Annotated in this window: 19 protein-coding genes; 10 read left to right on the top strand and 9 right to left on the bottom strand. The window is 45.5% G+C overall.

Annotation, left to right across the window (positions count from 1 at the left end; translation table 11 throughout):
- Window positions 1–77 precede the first annotated feature (77 nt).
- Window positions 78–869 carry a sporulation protein gene (locus L3V23_RS20030; RefSeq protein WP_102967075.1) on the top strand — a complete coding sequence of 264 codons (792 nt, stop codon included), beginning with the start codon at window positions 78–80 and terminating at the stop codon, window positions 867–869.
- 90 nt (window positions 870–959) lie between these two features.
- Window positions 960–1,604 carry a hemolysin III family protein gene (locus tag L3V23_RS20025; protein ID WP_042489437.1) on the top strand — a complete coding sequence of 215 codons (645 nt, stop codon included), beginning with the start codon at window positions 960–962 and terminating at the stop codon, window positions 1,602–1,604.
- Here L3V23_RS20025 and L3V23_RS20020 read toward each other — a convergent pair.
- The 6 genes from L3V23_RS20020 to def all read right to left on the bottom strand — a co-directional run bounded on the left by L3V23_RS20020 (window position 1,601) and on the right by def (window position 7,933).
- Window positions 1,601–2,152 (bottom strand): DUF3157 family protein, encoded by a 552-nt coding sequence (locus L3V23_RS20020; protein WP_237292819.1) that lies wholly within the window; start codon window positions 2,150–2,152, stop codon window positions 1,601–1,603. The genes L3V23_RS20025 and L3V23_RS20020 overlap by 4 nt on opposite strands.
- A gap of 2 nt (window positions 2,153–2,154) precedes the next feature.
- Window positions 2,155–3,600, bottom strand: coding sequence for a TrkH family potassium uptake protein (locus tag L3V23_RS20015; protein ID WP_102967077.1), 1,446 nt, complete (start codon window positions 3,598–3,600; stop codon window positions 2,155–2,157).
- A gap of 15 nt (window positions 3,601–3,615) precedes the next feature.
- Window positions 3,616–4,992 (bottom strand): Trk system potassium transporter TrkA, encoded by a 1,377-nt coding sequence (gene trkA / locus L3V23_RS20010; protein ID WP_042489427.1) that lies wholly within the window; start codon window positions 4,990–4,992, stop codon window positions 3,616–3,618.
- A 62-nt stretch (window positions 4,993–5,054) separates the two neighbouring features.
- On the bottom strand, window positions 5,055–6,335 hold the full coding sequence (gene rsmB / locus L3V23_RS20005) for a 16S rRNA (cytosine(967)-C(5))-methyltransferase RsmB (protein ID WP_237292818.1): 1,281 nt from the start codon (window positions 6,333–6,335) through the stop codon (window positions 5,055–5,057).
- Window positions 6,336–6,456: 121 nt separating this feature from the next.
- A complete protein-coding gene (fmt, locus tag L3V23_RS20000) occupies window positions 6,457–7,404 on the bottom strand; it encodes a methionyl-tRNA formyltransferase (protein WP_237292816.1) in 948 nt (315 codons plus the stop codon).
- Between the two features lie 16 nt (window positions 7,405–7,420).
- Window positions 7,421–7,933: a peptide deformylase gene (gene def, locus L3V23_RS19995; protein ID WP_042489422.1), complete on the bottom strand. Its 513-nt coding sequence runs from the start codon at window positions 7,931–7,933 to the stop codon at window positions 7,421–7,423.
- A gap of 138 nt (window positions 7,934–8,071) precedes the next feature.
- Here def and L3V23_RS19990 point away from each other — a divergent pair, with 138 nt between their 5' ends.
- The 4 genes from L3V23_RS19990 to L3V23_RS19975 are packed head-to-tail and all read left to right on the top strand — an operon-like array spanning window position 8,072 to window position 11,355.
- Window positions 8,072–9,169 (top strand): LysM peptidoglycan-binding domain-containing protein, encoded by a 1,098-nt coding sequence (locus L3V23_RS19990; protein WP_237292814.1) that lies wholly within the window; start codon window positions 8,072–8,074, stop codon window positions 9,167–9,169.
- A 12-nt stretch (window positions 9,170–9,181) separates the two neighbouring features.
- Entirely contained in the window at window positions 9,182–10,297 is a 1,116-nt protein-coding gene (gene dprA / locus L3V23_RS19985; protein ID WP_237292812.1) for a DNA-processing protein DprA, read from the top strand.
- A gap of 2 nt (window positions 10,298–10,299) precedes the next feature.
- Entirely contained in the window at window positions 10,300–10,776 is a 477-nt protein-coding gene (locus L3V23_RS19980) for a DUF494 family protein (RefSeq protein WP_042489417.1), read from the top strand.
- Between the two features lie 15 nt (window positions 10,777–10,791).
- Window positions 10,792–11,355: a topoisomerase DNA-binding C4 zinc finger domain-containing protein gene (locus tag L3V23_RS19975; protein ID WP_171138785.1), complete on the top strand. Its 564-nt coding sequence runs from the start codon at window positions 10,792–10,794 to the stop codon at window positions 11,353–11,355.
- Between the two features lie 52 nt (window positions 11,356–11,407).
- Here the strand turns inward: L3V23_RS19975 and L3V23_RS19970 are convergent, their stop codons facing one another.
- Both L3V23_RS19970 and purE read right to left on the bottom strand, forming a co-directional pair.
- Window positions 11,408–12,541: a 5-(carboxyamino)imidazole ribonucleotide synthase gene (locus L3V23_RS19970; RefSeq protein WP_237292810.1), complete on the bottom strand. Its 1,134-nt coding sequence runs from the start codon at window positions 12,539–12,541 to the stop codon at window positions 11,408–11,410.
- A 3-nt stretch (window positions 12,542–12,544) separates the two neighbouring features.
- Window positions 12,545–13,030: a 5-(carboxyamino)imidazole ribonucleotide mutase gene (purE, locus tag L3V23_RS19965; protein WP_102942830.1), complete on the bottom strand. Its 486-nt coding sequence runs from the start codon at window positions 13,028–13,030 to the stop codon at window positions 12,545–12,547.
- A gap of 236 nt (window positions 13,031–13,266) precedes the next feature.
- Here purE and L3V23_RS19960 point away from each other — a divergent pair, with 236 nt between their 5' ends.
- The 4 genes from L3V23_RS19960 (at window position 13,267) to L3V23_RS19945 (ending at window position 15,953) form a co-directional block, all read left to right on the top strand.
- Window positions 13,267–13,824, top strand: coding sequence for an L-threonylcarbamoyladenylate synthase (locus L3V23_RS19960; RefSeq protein ID WP_237292808.1), 558 nt, complete (start codon window positions 13,267–13,269; stop codon window positions 13,822–13,824).
- 35 nt (window positions 13,825–13,859) lie between these two features.
- Window positions 13,860–14,774: an oxygen-dependent coproporphyrinogen oxidase gene (gene hemF, locus L3V23_RS19955; RefSeq protein ID WP_237292806.1), complete on the top strand. Its 915-nt coding sequence runs from the start codon at window positions 13,860–13,862 to the stop codon at window positions 14,772–14,774.
- Between the two features lie 82 nt (window positions 14,775–14,856).
- Window positions 14,857–15,687 carry a shikimate dehydrogenase gene (gene aroE / locus L3V23_RS19950; RefSeq protein WP_237292805.1) on the top strand — a complete coding sequence of 277 codons (831 nt, stop codon included), beginning with the start codon at window positions 14,857–14,859 and terminating at the stop codon, window positions 15,685–15,687.
- The gene (locus L3V23_RS19945) at window positions 15,687–15,953 is read left to right on the top strand and encodes a DUF1488 domain-containing protein (protein WP_102955515.1); all 267 of its coding nucleotides are present in this window, start codon (window positions 15,687–15,689) and stop codon (window positions 15,951–15,953) included. Before aroE ends, L3V23_RS19945 begins: the two co-directional genes overlap by 1 nt.
- Here the strand turns inward: L3V23_RS19945 and L3V23_RS19940 are convergent, their stop codons facing one another.
- Window positions 15,954–16,505, bottom strand: a complete 552-nt coding sequence (locus L3V23_RS19940; RefSeq protein WP_042489394.1) for a gamma carbonic anhydrase family protein — start codon at window positions 16,503–16,505, stop codon at window positions 15,954–15,956. It abuts the gene before it with no gap.
- Between the last annotated feature and the right edge of the window lie 593 nt (window positions 16,506–17,098).

Raw genomic sequence — 17,098 nt, 5'->3', positions numbered from 1 at the left:
AATTGATTGTGTGAGAACTGCAATTGAGTTTTTTTATTCATACGTTTTACTATGAATAGCGATAGAAGGAGGTGTGTATGTCGTTTCTCAAGAAAACCCTCGCAAGTTTTGGAATAGGTTCCGCAAAGGTGGACTCCGTTCTTCAACAAGAAGTACTTTATCCTGGCCAATCGGTGAAATTTACCGTCCATGTTTATGGCGGTTCGAGTGCGCAGGATATTGATAATATTGAATTAAAACTTTGCTGCCGCTATGTAGAAGAAGTATTCGAAGACAGTTCCAAACAGCAAGGTTCACGTAAGCGTAAAGAACATCGCACTTACGTTCTAGCGGATTGGTCGCTACCGTATTCTTTTACTATTCAGCCTGGCGAGACGCGCGATTTTGATGTTGAGATGGATGTGCCTTGGAACACTCCGGTGACTATTGGCGATGCCAAAGTTTGGTTGGAGACTGGTCTCGATATTGCGATGGCGCTTGATCCGACCGATAAAGATATTTTGACCGTTCGGCCAGATCCTTTGATGGATGGTATTTTTTCTGAGCTGGAAGAGCACGGGTTGCGCTTACGCCAAGTTGAGTGTGAAGCTGCAAAAGGCTTTGCACTGCCATTTGTGCAAGAGTTCGAGTTTGTTCCGACCACTGGGCCTTTTCATGGTCGCTGGCGTGAGTTGGAAATTGTGGCTTATCGCGACAAGGATTCTTTGCAAATGTGGTTTGAAATTGATCGCTACCAAAGTGGTGCGACAGGTATGTTAGCGAGTCTTTTGGGTTTAGGAGAACTAAAACGTCAAATGACGATTACTAGCGGTGAATCACCACAAGCTGCTGGGACAAGAGTGCTTGAATATCTGGATTCTCACTCATAGTAGCTTAACTAAAAATTAACACTTCTAGCTTACAGTTGTAAGCTGAATGTGTCATAATCTGCCTACTGTCCTGTTCTATGTGGGTGTGGTATGTCAGTGAGTGAATACAGTGTGAAAGAAGAAATAGCCAATGCGATCAGTCATGGTATTGGCTTGATATTGGGTATTGTTGGCTTGGTTTTATTGCTGGTAAAAGCGGTAAACCATAGTGCAGATGCCCTGACTATTGCCAGCATGAGCGTATATGGTGGCAGTATGATCGCACTGTTTCTTGCTTCGACGCTTTACCACGCCGTTCCCCATCAAAGAGCGAAACATTGGTTAAAAATCTTCGACCACTGTGCCATTTACTTATTGATCGCGGGTAGCTATACCCCTTTCCTGCTCGTTGGCTTACGCACTCCGCTTGCTTTTGGTTTGATGATAGTAATCTGGTCGATTGCTCTGTTGGGTATCGTCATGAAAATCGCTTTTGTGTATCGATTTAAGCGTTTTTCACTGTTCTCCTATCTCGCAATGGGTTGGCTATCTCTGGTGGTGATTTACCAACTCGCTTTGAATCTGGATGTGGGCGGATTAACACTACTGGCGGCGGGTGGCGTGGTTTATTCACTGGGTGTGATTTTCTACGTAGCGAAGCGCATCCCATATAACCATGCGATTTGGCACGGATTTGTTCTTGCGGGTTGCGCTTGCCACTTCTTGGCGATTTACCTGTACGTGAATCCGATTTAGCGGGTTTCTAGGTTTGAAACCGTCGCAATAAGCTGATAGCTCTCCGCTCTCGGCACTTCAATTTCTATCACTTTGCCTTCTGCGGCTGTCTTTGGTCGCAGATAGGTTTCCGCCAGCCGTTTTATTGATTGCCAAACCACCGTTTCTTGCTCTGTGAGCTTTTTCCCCTGGTTGTCCAAAAGCTCTATCTTGAGTTGAACATTGATCACCGATAGCGAACTTTGGTTGGTGATAGCGGTTGGTAAAACGACCTTACCATTTTGGTAACTTGCGGCACCAATAACAATATCCACACCTGAGTCAGACAGTTGCAGACTTGGTTTGCCGCTTTCAAGTACGAGAGTTGTCCCGCGTTGTGAAGAGATAATGGGCGTAGCTACAGCAAGGGCTGTTGCTTGATGAGTGTTTTCAGGCTGAATATATTGCCAAGTAAAATCATCATTGAGCTGAACTTTACGTCCATCCTGTAGTTCGATGACTTGGCTAGCCGCTGCATTAGAAGTGATGGCAATTAAAGTGATTGCCACTGAAGTAGGGATACATTTCATGATTAGCGTCTCCAGAACGCTGGGAAGAATAACACCAGTATCGTCAAAATCTCTAAACGCCCCATCAGCATGCCAAAACTTAACACCCACTTTGCTGCATCCGGCAGTGGGGCAAAGTTACCTGTTGGGCCAATAACAGTGCCCATTCCCGGTCCAACGTTTGCTACTGCGGTGATCGACCCTGAAATACTGGTCACAGGATCCAGTCCCATCGCGGATAAACAACCCGCAATTAAAATAATGGTGATGGCGAAGGTAAGACCGAAAGCAACCACTGAGCGGACAATATCTTCATTCACAGGGCGTTGATTATAACGCTGAACGAAAACGCCATTTGGGTGAATCAGCCTCATCATCTGGTTTTTTAGTAAGGCAAAGCAGATTTGGAAACGGAAGATTTTAATACCACCCGCCGTCGAACCGGAACAGGCTCCCACCATCATAATAAAACCAAATAGCGTGGTTGGAAGTGCTCCCCAAGCCGTAAAGTCATCAAGCCCGTAACCTGTGGTGGTGACCACGGAAACAATGTTGAACATGGATATGCGCAGAGCGTCCAGTACTGAGTAGCCATTGTTAAGGTTGAGCCATGCTGCAACCACTAGGCTTGCAACAATGAACAGCAGGAAGAACCCTTGTACCTGTGCATCCTTTAATAGCACCATAGGGCTACGTTTTCTCAACGTAGCCACAAACAGCAGGAATGGCAATCCACCAAGGAACATAAACAGAGTAGCAATCCAATGAGCACCATTAGAGAAGTGATTCATTGAGCTGTCAGAAGTTGAGTAACCACCAGTAGACAGCGTGGTGAACGCATGGTTAATGGCATCAAATAAGCCCATTCCAGTCAGCATGTAGCCCATAATACACAGCAGGGTCAGCACTAAGTAGACCGCCACTATGTTCTTCGCGACCGTTTTGGCTCGCGGGCTGCTTTTATCAGACCAATCTGAAGATTCCGTTTGGAACAGCTTCATACCACCTACGTTGAGCATTGGTAGTACAGCTACGGCCATTACGATAAAGCCTACACCACCGAGCCATTGCAAAATAGAACGCCATAACAGAATGCTTAGCGCCATATCATCAAGCCCACTCAACACCGTTGAACCTGTCGTCGTTAAGCCAGACATGGTTTCAAAGTAGGCATCGGTAAAGCTGATGTGGTTGATGAAGACAAAAGGCAGTGCGGCGAACGCACTGGCAACCGTCCACACTAAACTGGTGATAAGGAACATGTCTCGCACACTGAGACGAAAATCGGATGTCCGGCCTATGGTCAAACAAATGAAAGCCACAATGTGTGTGATGATGACGGCTTGTGCGAAATCGAGGAATCCGCCTGTACCCGTTATGAATGCGACTATGGTTGGCACATACATAAACAGGGCTAGTTTTGAGAGAACTAACCCAACGACAAACAAAATGGGGCGTAAATTCAGCATAGTGACGCCGGCATCCTATAAGAAGAAAGGACTTGGCTGGAACAAAGCTTCGACGTCCGGCACGTATTTCTTGTTCACAAGGAACATTACGACGTGATCATCCTGCTCAATAACCGTACGGTCATGGGCAATTAAAACTTCTTCGCCACGTACAATAGCACCAATGGTAGTACCCGGCGGAAGCTTAATATCACCTACTGCACGGCCAACAACTTTTGAGGTCGTTTCATCACCATGAGCGATGGCTTCAATCGCTTCAGCTGCACCTCGACGAAGGGAAGATACGTTAACAATATCTGCACGACGAACGTGAGTAAGCAGCGCTGAAATGGTCGCTTGTTGCGGCGAAATCGCCACATCAATTACACCACCCTGAACCAGATCGACGTATGCGCCACGCTGGATCAGTACCATTACTTTTTTCGCACCAAGGCGTTTTGCCAGCATCGCTGACATGATGTTGGTTTCATCTTCGTTGGTTAAGGCAATGAACACATCAACTTGGTCGATGTTCTCTTCAGTTAGCAGTTCTTGGTCTGCGGCGTCGCCACAGAAAACGATACTGTTCTCCAGCTCTTCGGAAAGTTGTTCCGCGCGGCTGTAGTTACGTTCAATCAGCTTAACGCTGTAAGTGTGTTCAAGACGTTTTGCTAGGCTTGAACCTATGTTACCGCCACCAACAATCATAATTCGGCGATAAGGCTTTTCTAAACGCTGCAATTCACTCATGACAGAGCGAATATGGTTACTTGCTGCGACGAAGAACACTTCGTCATCCGCTTCAATGATGGTTGTACCTTGAGGGCGGATTGGTCGACCTTGACGGAAGATAGCTGCAACGCGGGTATCGATGTGAGGCATGTGTTCGCGTAGTGCTGATAACGCATTACCCACCAGTGGACCACCGTAATAGGCTTTTACCGCTACGAGGCTGACTTTCTCGTCTGCAAAGCTAACCACTTGTAGAGCGCCTGGATATTGAACTAAGCGTTCGATATAGCTTGTCACCAGTTCTTCAGGTGCGATTAGGTGATCAACGGGTACTGCGCCTGACTGGAATAGCGCTTCTTTTTCAGCAAGATATTGAGGTGAACGAATACGGGCAATTCGGTTCGGGGTGTTAAACAGAGTAAAAGCGACTTGGCAGGCTGCCATATTGGTTTCATCGGTATTGGTTACCGCAACCAGCATGTCTGCATCTTGTGCGCCCGCTTCTCTCAGTACGTCAGGGTGGCTGGCATGGCCATTCACAACGCGTAAATCATATTTATCTTGCAGTTCTCTGAGGCGGTCACCGTTTTTATCAACAACAGTAATATCGTTGTTTTCGCCCACTAAGTTTTCGGCGAGTGTTCCGCCAACTTGCCCTGCACCAAGAATGATGATTTTCATACCTGTTCTCTTATTCTCTACTAATATCAAAGGCAGCCTGAGGCTGCCTTTGATTCAATAACTTACGCGTTTTTAACCATGACAGCGTAGTAGAAGCCATCCATATCTTGCTCACCAGGAAGAATTTGACGACCTGGTTGCTCTGGATCTGAACCAATCAGTTGCGCGTCAGCTGTACGCGCTAAAAAGTCTTTAACCTGCAGGACGTTTTCCTGAGGGGTAATTGAGCATGTTGCGTAAACTAACGTACCACCAGGCTTCAATTGTTGCCACATTACCTGCAATATTTCACGCTGTAGCTCGGCTAATGCATCAATATCATTCGCGCGGCGTAACCATTTGATGTCCGGATGACGACGAATGACACCTGTCGCAGAACATGGCGCATCGAGCAAAATACGATCAAATTGTCCGCCTTGCCACCACTGTTGCGGATAACGTGCATCACCACAAATAACATCGGCCTTCAGGTTTAAACGTTCTAGGTTGTCGTGCACTCGATTCAGTCGTGTGGCATCGCTATCAAGCGCAACCACTTCTGTATCTTCGGTATGTTCCAGAATATGTGCAGTTTTACCACCCGGCGCCGCACAGCAATCAAGAATGAGTTCACCTTTTTTTGGTTGAAGGTAATCAATCGCCAACTGAGCTGCTGCATCTTGCACCGATACCCAGCCTTTTTCAAAGCCCGGAAGCAAGGTGACATCACACGGTGTGGTCAGTTTGACCGCATCTGCCGCTTCTGGGTGAAGAGTGTATTCAATCTCTGCCTCATCCAGAAGGATTTGGTATTTATCTCGAGTATGATGCTGGCGGTTCACACGCAACCACATTGGTGCTTTGCTGTTGTTCGCTTCTACGATCGCTTCCCATTGCTCTGGGTAGCTCTCTTGCAGCATTTTAAGAATCCAATTTGGGTGACCATATTTACCCGCGTTGTGACTAACGGCGAATTGGTCCAGCTCTTCTTGATTGCGCAGATAATTACGTAATACAGCGTTAATGAGCCCACTCAGGTTTTCACCACGCAGAGTTTTTGTGCCTTCCACTGTATCAGCTACTGCTGCGTGAGAAGGAATGCGCATGAAACCTAATTGGTAAAGCCCTACCAGAATCAGGTGGTGAAAAACGCGCTTTTTACCCTTGAGAGGATTATCCATCAGCTCATTGGCAATAGACTCTAAACGAGGAAGATAACGTAGAGCGCCGTAGCAAATCTCTTGCAACAGAGCATGATCTCTCGGGCGAATGGTTTTTTGAGCTGCTGGAAGAGCGTGAGAAAGTGAATGACCTTTGTCGACCACTTGGAAAAGGACGTTAGCAGCTGCTGCGCGAACATTCATGGTGAAACCCTTAAAATTCAATAGGGACATCTCTGCCCCTGTGATTAATGTACTTTGCCCATCCTGTGTAATATCAAGTCTGGGTTATATCTCCACCCATCGATAAGGTGGTTAAAACTGCTTAGCTCAGTTGTGTGCCAACTTCAAACCAACTAGCGCGTGCATTGAGGATGTCTTGTACAGGCATTGCTTTTTTACCCGGAACTTGAAGCTGTTCTAGCACCAATACACCCTTGCCTGTTGCCACATAAATACCAGTTTTGTCGGTTTGTATTATGGTACCAGTAGGTTGGTCTGAGCTTTGATCCACAACACGGCTTTGCCAAACTTTGATGCTATTTTCTGCAACCTCAAAGTGACTCATTGGCCATGGGTTAAATGCACGAACGCATCGTTCGATGTGTGCTGCATCATCACTCCAGTTGATACGAGCTTCTTCTTTGCTCAGTTTCTTGGCGTAATTGGCAAGCTCATCGTCTTGTTTTTCAGCTTTCGCATTGCCGTTCGCAATATCGACTAAACATTCAACCAAAGCTTGTGGGCCTAGATCTGCAAGTTTCTCGTACATGGACGCGCTGGTATCCGTTGCTTCGATTGGCAGCGTAGCAATTTTCAGCATATCGCCTGTATCTAAACCGATGTCCATTTGCATGATGGTTACACCTGTTTCCGCATCACCCGCCCAGATAGAGCGCTGAATCGGTGCGGCACCACGCCAGCGTGGCAGGATTGAACCATGCACATTAATACAACCCAGTTTTGGTGTATCTAAAACCGCTTGCGGTAATAGTAGGCCGTAAGCAACCACGACCATTAAATCAGCATTTAGATCAGCCAACTCTTGTTTGGCTTCATTTGATTTAAAGTTCTCAGGTTGATAAACGGGAATATCATGCTCAAGCGCTAGAGTTTTTACTGGGCTGGCAGTCAGTTTTTTACCTCGGCCCGCAGGACGGTCCGGCTGAGTATAAACTGCAATAACTTCGTGCTCCGAAGACAACAACGCCGCCAAGTGACGGGCGGCGAAATCCGGAGTACCTGCAAAGACAATACGTAATGATTGGCTCAAGGTAACCTCTCTATTTTTATTGATTCTTATCGTTGAAGCGTTTGATTTTCTCTAGCTTCTCTTTGATGCGCTTACGTTTTAGCGGTGAAAGATAATCAACAAATAGTTTGCCTTCTAAGTGGTCTAATTCGTGTTGTACACAAATCGCCAGAAGGTCATCTGCTTCAAAAGTATATTCTTCACCATCACGGTTAAGAGCTTTAACGGTGACTTCAGCAGCACGTGGCACAAGAGCACGAGCACCAGGGACAGATAGACAGCCCTCTTCAATACCATCTTCGCCGCGCTTCTCAATAATTTCTGGGTTAATCAATACCATTGGCTGATCACGGCTGTCAGAAATATCAATCACCACGATGCGTTGGTGAATGTCGACTTGCGTCGCAGCTAAACCAATACCCTCTTCGTCGTACATGGTTTCAATCATGTTATCTACGATGGTTTGGATCTCTGGTGTGACTTTTTCAACCGGCTTGGCAACGGTGCGAAGACGGTCATCTGGGAATGTTAATACTTGTAATACAGACATATACACTCGAAATATTGAACTAGGCCGAAACAGGATAAAGCTTGTTGGCTCAATTCTAGACATTTTATGAGTCAAATGACAGCATCCTGCGTGATTTATCAAAATCATTCTCATTCATTTAACGCAGGATATAAGGTCATGACTCGATTGAAAGGTTATTTTCTCCTAGTGTTCATTGCGCTAAATGGCTTTTCTTTAAAGGCTTTCGCCCAACAACCTACCCAATTGACGCTTAAGCAAGGTGCGCCGACGACTTACACGGTCGTGAAAGGAGATACCTTGTGGGATATATCGGCCATGTACTTAAACAACCCTTGGTTGTGGCCGCAGCTGTGGGACATCAACTCTGATATTGAAAACCCACATTTAATTTATCCCGGTGATCAGCTCTATTTAGTCTGGAATAACGGTAAGCCTCAGCTGAAGTTCAAACCTAAAGTCACCCTAAGCCCTAAAGTTCGTAAAGTGAAAAAGCAACCGGTGCCGATTGTGGAACAAGGTTTAGTGATGCCTTATTTGCAGTCTGACCGATTGATAAACAAAGAGGTTTTGGCGACCAGCAGTAAAGTAATAGGGGATAGTGAAGGACATCAGTACATCACCCAACAAGATGTGCTCTATTTTACAGGGCATCATACTCAGGCTCAGTGGGGTGTTTATCGTCCAGCCAGTGAATTTGAGCGAGAGAAGGAAGTATTAGTGGCACTGCGCCTAATCGCGACGGGCGAACTTGTCCGATCCGACGAAACGATTTCAACATTGCGTATTAAAGAGCAATCTCAAGAAGTCGTGCAAAACGATATCGTTTTACCCCTAGTCAATATCGAAAGTTTGAAACTGACCACCACATTTTTTCCCCATCCTGCTCCGGAAAGTGCCAATGCCCGTATATTGGGAGCGCTAGAAGGCAGTCAATATTATGCTCAAGGGCAGGTTGTTGTTTTGAACCAAGGTGGTGAAGATGGCTTAAAACAAGGCTGTATGTTCGAAGTTTATAACACCGGTAGCCATGTTTTTGGTTTGAAAGGTCAGTTTAGCTATGAAAAGAAATGGTTTGATAAAGGGATGCCACTGCCAAGTAAGAAAGTCGGCGAGTTGATGGTCATCCGTCCTTATGACAAATTCAGCTTAGCGTTAATCACCCGCAGTCAAACGGCATTCAATCAAGATGCTATGGCCTTGTCTCCGCTCGCGGCTAATGCCGCTCTGCCTCTATCTTCTGATACTGACGATTAAATAGAGCCAGTCATGAATGAAAGGGATTTATCAGCATGGTTGGCGCTAAGCTTTACGCCAAAACTGAGCAAAAAGTCTGTTAAACAGTTATTAAGCCGAGATTCCCTCTCCAACCTTTTTAGCTATTCAGCCAGCCAGTGGCAGTCGGTAGGGTTGGCTTCTGATCAGATTCACTATTTGATGCATGATGCTCAGCGAGAGGTGGAAGAATCTCTCGAGTGGTTAAAGGCACAAGCCGGAAGGCATATCATCACGCCATTGTGTGATTCGTATCCTGCTCTACTGCAACAAATCTCCTCAAAACCAGATGTTCTGTTTGTTGAAGGACAACTGGAAACATTGAATCAACCACAAATCGCTATTGTTGGTAGTCGTAACGCCAGTATTGATAGTCAGAAGATTGCCCATCAGTTTGCAGGGCAGTTAGTGGAACAAGAGTTGGTGATCACCAGTGGTTTAGCCTTGGGAGTTGATGGCTACGCGCATGATGGCGCTTTGAAAGCTGGTGGCAAAACGATCGCTGTTTTAGGTTCTGGGCTAGCGTCTATCTATCCTTCGAGACATAAAAATCTCGCTGCTCGTATTATTGAAAACGGAGCTTTAGTTTCAGAGTTTCGTCCTAATGCGAAACCTCGCCCAACCCATTTTCCTCGGCGCAACCGGATCATCAGTGGTTTATCTATGGGGGTTCTGGTTGTTGAGGCGGCCGAAAAAAGCGGCTCTTTGATTACTGCTCGCTATGCAACGGAACAAAACCGAGAGGTATTTGTGGTGCCGGGATCTATTCTTAACCCCAATAGTGTTGGCAGTAATCGCTTAATTCAGCAGGGTGGATGCTTAGTTCAAAATGTACAACACATTGTGAATGAACTTGAATCTATGCTGGATTTCAATCGCTTACAGCCTCAGCAATGTCAGCATACACTTTTTTTACCCTTAAATAGCGAAGATGAATTGCCATTTCCCGAGCTGTTAGCTAACGTAGGAGAAGAAGCTATACCAGTTGATATTCTTGCAAGCAGGACCCATATACCTGTCCAAGAAGTCATGATGCAGCTCTTAGAGCTTGAGCTTTCAGGGCATGTTGTTGCAGTTTCCGGTGGCTATATTCGTAAGGGGAGGGGCTAGCTATGATGATGGATATTCTGATGTATCTGTTTGAAACTTATATCCATAGCGATGCAGAGTTGCAAGTGGATCAAGACGAGCTTGAAGATGAATTGCTTCGAGCAGGGTTTCACCAAAAAGATATCTACAAAGCCCTAAACTGGTTAGAAGAGCTAGCGGCATTGCAACAAACGGATGCACAGTCAGCGATTTCAACCAGTGCGGCAACATCTATGCGTATTTTTACAGCGCAAGAGATGGAGCGTCTAGACCTAGAATCTCGTGGTTTCATCCTATTTTTAGAGCAAATTAAGGTATTAACACCTGAAACTCGCGAAATGGTGATCGACCGAGTGATGGGGCTAGAGACCAATGAATTAGAGTTGGATGACCTGAAGTGGATCATTCTAATGGTGCTGTTCAATGTTCCCGGGAATGAGAACGCTTATACGCTTATGGAAGAGCTCTTGTACAGCAAAGAGCAAGGTATTCTTCATTAAGCTAATAAACGTATTATGAGCGGTAAAATTGATAGCGAGCTATTTTCAGCTCATGAACATGCGCTGAACGAACCTTGTCCGAAGTGTGGCGGAGCGTTACAGCTTCGCCATGGCAAACACGGCCCGTTTCTCGGCTGTACTCAGTACCCTAATTGCGACTACATAAAACCACTGCACCAGAATGACGGACACATAGTGAAAGAACTTGGTGTGCCTTGTCCTGAATGTGGGAGTGAGTTGGTATTGCGCCAGGGGCGCTATGGCATGTTTATCGGCTGTAGTGCTTACCCCAAATGTCACCATATTGAATCTCAAGATAACTCTGCAGATGAAACCAAGCCAAGCAAACTACATGCTTGTCCTGAGTGCGGTAAAGGCCATCTTGCTGAGCGTAAAACGCGTTTCGGTAAGACGTTTTATGCTTGTGATACTTACCCTAAGTGCAAATTTGCCGTTAACTTACCTCCAGTAGCAGGTAAGTGTGAGAAATGTGGTTTCTCATTACTGGTTGAGAAGAAGCTCGCTAGCGGCACTAAGTATCAATGTGCGGATCGCAAGTGTGGGCATATTCAGGAATAGAACCATAAAAAAACGGCGCTTTAAGCGCCGTTTTTTTATCTGGAATTAAATCTTAAGATTTAAATTGTTTCGCAACTTCCTGAACCGCTGGAAATGCTTCTGCATCTAAAACATCCGCCAGTTCACACAGTTTACGAACCAGTTCACCGTGGTAGTCAGCCGTTACGTTGATGTGGCCCATTTTTCTTCCCGGACGCTTTTCTTTTCCATACCAGTGGATATGGCAACCTTCCATTGCTAGTAGGCTTTCTGGTAACGAGTTTTCGCCAAGAATATTGATCATCGATGTCTCGCGAACCAGTTTGGTACTGCCTAATGGCATGCCACAAACCGCGCGCAGATGATTTTCAAACTGACAGGTTTCCGCACCTTGTTGTGTCCAGTGACCAGAGTTGTGTACGCGAGGTGCAATTTCGTTAACCAGCAGTTTTCCTTGAACATCAAAAAACTCTAATGCTAAAACGCCAACGTAATCTAAGCTGTTTGCCACAGCGGTAAACATCTCTTTTGCTTGTTCTTGTAGCTCAGGAGCATCAATAGCAGTTGAAAGGCTAAGGACACCATTCACGTGCACGTTTTCAGCTAATGGGTAAACGGCAACTTCGCCATTTTTGCCACGAGCACCAACCAGAGAAACTTCACGGTCAAAAGGAACGAATTCTTCTGCAACAATCGCTTGGTTATTAGAAGAAGCAATACACTCTGCCATTTCTGGCCAAATTTTATCTGCATCTTCCTTGTTCTTCAGACGCCATTGACCTTTGCCGTCATAACCCCCTAAAGCACTTTTTAGTACCATAGGAACGCCTACATGCGCGATCGCAGTATCGAAATCTTCACGGTTATTAATAACGGTGTACTTTGCATTACGTACGCCAGCATTATCTAACAATGCTTTTTCAAGTCGGCGGTCACCGCCAGCTTTAATGGAGTCAGTGCTTGGCAGGAACTTTCCGCTACGTTCACACACTTCAAGCACATCATGAGGAATATGCTCGAATTCAGCGGTAATGACATCTGCTTTTTCAATCGCTTGCTCTAAACCATGACCAATCACAGCTTGAGTTAAAGGATGAACGACATTCTTGCTGTTAACGTCAAACGCAGAAATTTCAATATTAAGTGGTGCGCCAGCCAATGACATCATACGTGCAAGCTGACCTGAACCTAATACCAATACGTGCATCAATTATTCCTCGGCTGGATTTGGATTTGCCAGTACAGATTCTGTTTGAGCCGTGCGGAAAGCTTCCACTTTTGCCATCACTTCTTCATCAAAAGTACCGATGATTTGAGCTGCTAGAAGCCCAGCATTAGCCGCGCCAGCTTCACCAATCGCAAGCGTACCTACCGCAATGCCTTTTGGCATTTGAACAATAGAGTATAGAGAATCTAAGCCAGAAAGAGCACGAGACTGAACAGGTACACCAAGAACCGGCAAGCTAGTGAATGCTGCTGCCATTCCCGGTAGGTGGGCAGCACCGCCAGCACCAGCGATAATCACTTTCAGGCCACGTTCTTTCGCGCTGCTTGCGTAGTCTGCTAGGAGTTGTGGAGTGCGATGAGCTGAAACTACTTTCGTTTCATAAGGAACACCGAATTGCTCTAGCATCTCTGCTGCAAGTTTCATGGTTGGCCAATCTGATTTGGAACCCATGATAATACCGACTTTCATCTCAAACTCCTTCAAGCATATTTATTTTGGTGAGCGAACGCCGCGCATTATACGAGGATTTTTACATCAAGCAAACGATTGCGTTGTTGTAATCAACAAATGTTTGCGGACAAATTACCCTTCGATGTTGATGGAAGGGTGGTTTGAACTTCCGCTCTTTAAGGTATAGGCGAAGTCACCGATAATTTGTACACTGGGCGCAAATAGAAATAAGTCAGCTCAATTAGGTAGTTTTCGTGAATAATTTTGAACAAGCTTTACATGCATTGCAGTCTGGTGAGGTCATAGCTTACCCGACAGAAGGTGTTTTTGGTGTGGGTTGCGATCCGGACAGCCCAGAAGCCATTGAGAAGTTATTGCAACTAAAGCAAAGACCTGTAGAGAAAGGTTTGATTTTAATTGCAGCCTCATACGAACAACTGCTTCCTTATATAGATGAAAGCCAGTTAACCGCAGAACAATTACAACAAATCAAATCAACTTGGCCCGGTCCTGTCACTTGGGTTGTACCTGCGAGCAGTAAAGTATCCAAATGGGTCAGTGGTCAGTTTGATACCATCGCAGTGCGTGTGACCGATCATCCTTTGGTTCAACAACTGTGTAACGCTTACGGTAAACCGCTAACCTCAACCAGTGCAAACTTAACTGGCCAACCTTCTTGTATGACAACGGAAGAGGTTGAAGAGCAGCTTGGCGACAAACTGGTTGCGATTCTACGTGGCGTAACTGGCGGGCGTAACAAACCAAGTGAAATTCGCGATGCGAAAACCCTACAAGTATTAAGACAGGGCTAATTCACTCTGCGATGGGAATGCGTAAGGAACAAAAGATGTCGACAATTAATAAAGAAGCCGTAAAGCAGTTTTTGCTGTCGCTACAAGAGCAAATCTGTCAGCAATTAGAGCATGTTGATGGTGGTGCCAAGTTTATTGAAGATGCGTGGCATCGAGAGCCGGGCGAAAAGTTGGGCGGCGGTGGCCGCTCTCGTGTGATGCGTGATGGTTTGGTGTTTGAACAAGGTGGCGTGAACTTCTCACATGTTACTGGAAAGCAAATGCCAGCCTCAGCAACGGCGCATCGCCCTGAATTGGCGGGACGTAAGTTTGAAGCCATGGGTGTCTCTTTAGTTATGCACCCTAAAAACCCTTATGTTCCAACATCTCACGCCAACGTGCGCTTCTTTATTGCAGAGAAAGAAGGTGAAGAGCCAATTTGGTGGTTTGGTGGTGGTTTCGACTTAACACCTTTCTATCCTTTTGCTGAAGATTGCCAGCAGTGGCATTCAACCGCGAAAGCGTTATGTGAACCGTTTGGTGATGATGTTTATCAGCAACATAAAGAATGGTGTGACCGCTATTTCTATCTTCCCCACCGAGAAGAAACTCGCGGTGTCGGTGGCCTTTTCTTCGATGATCTGAATCATTGGGAGTTCGATAAGTGCTTTGACTATATCAAAGCGGTCGGTGAAGGTTACTGCCAAGCTTATGTGCCGATTGTTGAACGTCGTAAAGCAACCGAGTATGGCGAGAGAGAACGTCAATTCCAGTTGTATCGTCGTGGTCGCTACGTGGAATTTAACTTAGTGTTTGACCGAGGAACGCTTTTTGGTCTGCAAACTGGCGGTCGCACAGAATCAATACTGATGTCTATGCCGCCACTCGCTCGCTGGGAATATAACTACCAGCCGGAAGCTGGCAGCAGCGAAGCTAAACTGAATGAGTTTTTAGTGCCGCGCGAGTGGTGACAGAAATTGCACTGAGTGATAGGGTCGTTAAGTATTGTTAAATAACAGACTTAGCGACCTTTTTATTGGTAGAGGCAGGGATATGGCTTTTGTAAAAGATCACTATGCGGTATTTGGTAATCCTATCGGACACAGCAAATCACCGTTCATTCACACATTGTTTGCGCGTCAAACCAATCAAAGCATGGAATACACCGCTGAGTTAGCCCCAGTTGATGGGTTTGTAGCTACTGCAAAAGCTTTCTTTGCCAATGGTGGCCGTGGTTGTAATGTTACGGTTCCTTTTAAAGAAGACGCCTACAAGTTTGCAGATCGTTTAACTGAGCGAGCACAACTTGCTGGTGCGGTGAATACGTTGAAGAAACTGGATGACGGTGAGATCTTAGGGGATAACACCGACGGTGAAGGTCTGGTACAAGATCTTATGCAATATCAGGTGCCGCTGAAAGGATCTAAAATTCTACTGATCGGTGCTGGTGGTGCAGCTAAAGGTGCACTGAAACCATTGATTGATAAAGAGCCTGAAAGTATCACCATTACCAATCGAACGTTTGCAAAAGCGGAGTCATTAGCGAACGCCTTTAGCGGTTTAGGAAAAGTGAATGCCGCAGAGATGAGCCAAATCGAGGGCAGCTTTGATCTTATTATCAATTCAACCTCTGCAAGCTTAGATGGAAAGTTACCGGAAATCTCTCCTTCTATATTCAGTGCCCAGAGTGTGGCCTACGATATGATGTATGGCAAAGGCCTAACCATCTTTAACCAGTGGGCACTGGATAATGGCTGTGGTCATGTCTATGACGGCTTGGGAATGTTAGTTGGGCAAGCAGCCGAGAGCTTTATGTTATGGCGCGGTTTGCGTCCCGGCACAAAACAAATCCATCGTGAATTAAGAAAAAATTTGGAAGGATAATGAACCAATCGATTCTTTTCCCTGACATGCAAGAGTGGAACAGTGAACTACAAGTCGTAACGTTTCCTGCTCAGCAATCTGGTGCTTTAATTGAATGTATTGTTACGCTCGATGAGCTTGCGAAGATCTCGGGTGCCACTATTAGTAGTGAGCAAGAAGCGTTAGCCGCATTTGAGAGGGTTCGATTTGACTTAGAAGAACTGGCTGAGGAACTGATTGAAGACGAAGCCTTCAATCAGCTTGGGCAAATAGAAGTTGTTAGCTAATCAAAGCACAACATCTTTAACATCGTTCAAATAGTCATTTTTCGTCTGCACGTAGTTATCGGCAGATTTTAGTAGGAAAGCTCGTTCTTTATCAGAAAGAGGACGAGCTTGCTTAACAGGGCTTCCGACATATAAGTAGCCACTCTCAAGGACTTTCCCCGGAGGAACCAAGCTGCCTGCCCCAATCATTACATCACTCTCTATTACAACGCCATCCAGAACAATAGCTCCCATACCAACGAGTACGCGATCGCCAATTGTGCATCCGTGTAGCATAACTTTATGACCGACAGTCACATCATTACCTATAATGAGTGGGTAGCCGTTCGGGTTATCGGCATTTTTGTGAGTGACATGCAATACGCTACCATCTTGGATGTTAGAACGTTCACCAATATGTATGTGGTTAACATCGCCGCGAGCAGAGACTAAGGGCCAGATACTGGCGTCGTCTCCTAATTGAATATCGCCCACTATTATAGACGTTGAATCGATATAAACTCGGGAACCGATGTTAGGTACGATACCTTTGTAACTACGAACAGGGCTCATGTGGCCTCCTTTTTCTGGCTGACAATGGCATATTAAAAGCCAATTAGTTGCATTTATAGCCCGTTGCGCGCAAAAAACAGTCAAACAAACAAAAAATAGAAAAAAAGCTAAAAAAGCACTTGCCAATGTGAAGCTGATCTCTATAATGCCCCCTCGCTGACACGGACAAGCTTCGAAAGAAACAAAAGGTGTTCAGCAAGGTTGTTTTGTAAGGCTGAAAGCCTACGAAAATAAACTTAAAAAAGTGTTTGACACGAAAGTTTATATCGCTAAAATGACCGCCTCTTCCGAAGTGACCTAAGTCACTAACGTGTAGGAAGAAAGCTCTTTAACAATTTAAACCTATCAATCTGTGTGGGCACTCGTTGATGAAAATCAAAGTTAAGTCTTTGTTCTTGTAGCAAAGCAACTTAGGTTTCAATGAACTGAGTGACCAATCAAGACTTCTTTTGGAAACATTAGGGGACTTGGCACAGTCAATTCATTACCATTCTGTTGGAATGGTAATAGCTTTAAAATTACGTCTTACTTTCGAGTAAGAGCAGTTTTGAAGTCAGTATTCGTTGAGCCGACAAAATCTTAAATTGAAGAGT

Origin of the sequence: Vibrio sp. A1-b2, assembly GCF_021726015.1 — a bacterium.
GTDB classification, from domain to species: domain Bacteria; phylum Pseudomonadota; class Gammaproteobacteria; order Enterobacterales; family Vibrionaceae; genus Vibrio; species Vibrio diazotrophicus.
Note: the sequence above shows the minus strand (reverse complement) of the source record. Positions and strands in the feature narration are given on the sequence as shown.